We start from the raw sequence: 4,087 nt of genomic DNA on the forward strand, positions 1-4,087 counted from the left end.
GGTTTTAATTAAACTAAGTAGTCAAAAGTACAGTTAAATTTAATTCAAAATACATTTGTAATAATCAATTTTAGCTTTTTTTACTTTTTGCTTTTTCAGCTTGGTAATAACGATACATAAAATCATAAATAATCAATTCATGAAAACGCTGATTATCAGCAATAGAACGATTGACGGTCATGTGAATAGTATCGCTTAAAAATTGAGCTACCTCCGTTTCATTTTTGAGTTTTTTTATTTCACCAATAGATGCTTTTATGCACTCACTTTTATGTTGAATACTTTCAAAAAGAACAACATATTCCTCCTCAATTTCTTTGGCTAAAATTCCTTCAATCGTCTTTCTATTTTCCCTAAAACGCTTATCCATTTGTAGTTTCAGATGCTTATCCACACTGAATTCTTTTGCAAAACTGTCTTTTAGGTGAGTCATTAAAGCAAGTTTTTGATGTAAAGAAAACTCAAAATCATCCAAATAAGCATCTATTATTTTAAGAGTAAACTGCCAACGGATTTGTTCTCTTTCGTCACCCCAAGTTTGTTCTAATAGCTTTACAATCGCTTCGCTATCGTAGAAGAAGATACTTTCAGCTAAAGCGATAGCATTGGCGCCATATCTTTCGAGTTCTCTTTGATAGGTATCAAACTGAATTTTTCGGATAATTCCTTCAGTTTCAAGATTTGCTAAAGCCTCATTTAAAGCGATAACCACCTTGCCTAAAAATTGTAAATCTGTAAAATGAAACCTGACTCTGATATGATTGTCAGGGTCGAGATAACGAATAAAAAACCATTTATCTATTACCTTTTCTGCAAGGAATTGTTCTACCAACGGTTTTATTGCTTGTGTCAAAATATCATCTGCCGCTTTTACTCCTGAATATATTTTGACGTAGAGCCATTCAGAGCCTAAGGAAAATTTACGCGTTGGGTCGTTATTAGCTTTTTTGATAGGAGGAATGCCTTCAAAAACGGTTTTCTTATTGATTAAAGATGCAATAAATTGATTGGTGAAAGTCTCCCCATTTTGATTAATGACAATATCACTTGCAGGGTTGAACAAAAACTCTTTTAATTCAATGTCTTTTCTATTTTTAATAGTATCCAACCAAGTTTGAACACTCAGCAGGTTATCCGTGTTTACTAAAAGCTCGTTATCGAAATCAGCTAACACAAAGCGATTCGGTATTCCCCATTTTTGTCTGAAATCTTTAATGGAAGCTAATAAATTATCAGTAGAGCAATTGATTAGCTCCTGATAATCTTCTTTGTCAAATTTCCATGTGGCAGATTCTACGATAATATTTTTAAACGTGATTCTTGGTAGAAATTTAGCATTAGGTACTACATTTTTCAAAGAAATATTAAAGGAAACAGGTAGGTTTTGAGCCTGTAAATCACATAAAAAATAATAAATTGGCAAGGCATTTAGCGAATAGCTATGAGCATTACTCAACCTAGGAATAACCTCTTTGTTAAGCCGTTTTGATATTAACTTGATTTTCTTTTGACTGTAATTAACAGAAATCATTAAGTCTTCCAACAAAATTTGATTTTGTTCGGGCAATGACGATTTTGCTAAATAGGGAATTTCGTAAGGCCAGAAAACAGGATGAAGTAAAATATTTCCAATTCTGTTTTCGGGTAAATGGATGATTTCTGCAAAAATCACCTCAGGATTAAGCGCTTGTTCCTTCTGTGCAATCTCTTTTGTAATATTAAATATTTCAGCATCAGTATGTGCAAATCTGCCTAATAAACTCATGGCAGTGGCTCCTCCTAATTTTTCAAGATAAATAGGATATTGTTCGTATCCTGTTAGTCGGAATATTAATGAAGTAGAACTTGGGACTTTATGATTTTTTTGTTGAAAATGCTCTAATTCCTTCACATTCAATGCTATCTCATAAGCACCCTGTTTATTGGCTGCTAAATATTGCTTGAAAAGATATTGCTTAAATGCATTTTGACGAAGTGCTATTTCATCTTTTTCGATACTCGGCATTTCAAAACCATTGGCAATGGGCGTATAATTGCTTTTACCCGTTTGCCCATATCCTATACCTGTTTCAGTATCAAGTGCGACCAAAAGAGGTACTTCTTGCCCTTCGTATCGGTCATAAAACTTTTGAATAAATTCTTCTTGGAGGGAATTGACAGGCTTTTGGCTAAGTTGAAACAAAACCTCTGCAACTTCACTTAGTTGTTCTTGATAAGTAAAAGAAAGTTTTTTTTGATTGAATACTTTTACCAAATCAGTCTGAAATAGTTTCCCCTCTTCAAACGGAACATCCATTTGCTTAATTAATGCGATGATTTCCTGATAAGCAGTTATATCATTTGATTGATGAGCGTCTATGTTTTTTAACTTCGCTTCGATGTTTAACAATATTGGGCTATAGTGTTCTTCTGCATTAATATTTTGAAGCACCTTCAACATTTGCTGGGTCAATCCTTCGCCTGTAATAGCAGGTTCTAATTCGTTAACCAATAGTTGAGCATCCACCAATTGTTCTATAAAGTCGGTTGCTTCTTCTTCCGAAATTTCATCATCTACTAAATGTGGGACAATCTCTTGTATTTTAGCACCTTTTTTACAAGTATCTAGCACTAAAGCGATGTATTCTGACCATTCAAATGCAGTGATTTGATGCGTTCTGCGTCCTTCGATATACTTATATTCTATGTAGCGTATTTCACTCCCAATTTGATAAATACTTGAATTGGGATAAAACTTTAAACGACTTTTGATAAGTGGGAGTTCTGATAAACTTTGTGCCAATGCACCAGCGTAATGCATATCTAAACGAGTACTTCTCTGTTTTTCAGCTGCTAATTGTAGATTGGTTTCTTCATCCCATTCAACGACAGAACAACCCGCAAAAAGACCAAACGGAGTACATCTACTACTCATTCTGCTATAATATTTACTGATTGAATAGGCTATTTTCTGCGCTTTTTTAGGGTCTGATATTTTGTTATCTTTCCAAAGCAGGGCTTCATGATAGAGGACTGGAGAGGCTAGGTAAAGTGCTTCTGAAAAAATAGGAAGATTGATTAAATCTTTCAGAAATGCTTCTGAAACATCATCTATAAATGGTAAGGATGGTGTTCTGACAATAAGTTTTTTCAGAAATTGATACGTATTTGACATTAACTGCTTATTACTGGTTTGACGTTACCATCAAAATTAATGTTTAATGCCTGAAATTGTATTATTTATTTATAAATACAGCCAATATACAGTAGGGACGAATTGCATTCGTCCGCATCGTCGAACGCTTTTACGAAATTGCACGACCGTGCGGACGAATGCAATTCGTCCCTACCTATTTTTTAATACTCTTGACTTATAGGATGAATCATCAATTCATCAATCACCACGTGTTTTGGTGCTTCTAAGATATAAGTTATAACATCTGCCATATTTTGTGAAGTTAAATATTGCGCTTGATGTGGGTCTCCTTCTTGGCGAGCATGGAAATAAGTATCTACCAAACCAGAATACACTACCGAAACCTTGATGCCATCTTTGCGTACTTCCTTACGTAGAGCCATTGAAAAAGCATCTTGAGCATATTTTGAAGAGCAGTACAAAGAACCTCCATCAAAAACACGCTTGGCAACATCTGAAGCAATATTGATAATATGCCCTTCGCCAGCCGATTTCATATAAGGAATCGCTTCTCTACAAAAAAGAAAAGTTCCTTTTACATTAGTTTCATAAATAGCATCCCACTCTTCTGTAGTTATATCCGTAGCTTGTTTAAAAACACCAAAACCTGCATTATTAACCAAGGCATCAATTTTACCAAAACTAGCAATCGTTGTAGCAATAGTAGCTTTCACAAAAGCTTCATCACCCACTGACCCTACAAATATTTCAGCCCTTGCACCCTTAGCTTCTATTTCAGTTTTCAACGTACTAAGTTCTGCTTCGCTTCGTGCTACTAAACTCAAATTTACCCCTTTATCAGCTAATAATAAAGCCAATGCTCTACCAATCCCTTTACTTGCACCAGTTACTAAAATGGTTTTATTTTGAAGTGACATAATGTGTTTTTGTTTATAAGAATATGTTTTAGAT

The 4,087-nt window shown here is 34.4% G+C and carries 2 protein-coding genes; both read right to left on the minus strand.

What is annotated here, in order from left to right:
• Positions 1-70: 70 nt before the first annotated feature.
• On the minus strand, positions 71-3,154 hold the full coding sequence (locus AC07XN_RS23615) for a lantibiotic dehydratase (protein WP_494744835.1): 3,084 nt from the start codon (positions 3,152-3,154) through the stop codon (positions 71-73).
• 182 nt (positions 3,155-3,336) lie between these two features.
• The coding region (locus tag AC07XN_RS23620) for an SDR family oxidoreductase (RefSeq protein ID WP_494744836.1) at positions 3,337-4,087 on the minus strand (751 nt) is incomplete at its 5' end.

The sequence above is a fragment of the Arcicella sp. GW458-12-2-14-TSB2 genome, assembly GCF_059423785.1.

What these genes read in the sequence shown, in the direction of transcription:
- AC07XN_RS23615 (WP_494744835.1), bottom strand. Translation starts at nt 3,154, where the DNA reads ATGTCAAATACGTATCAATTTCTGAAAAAACTTATTGTCAGAACACCA.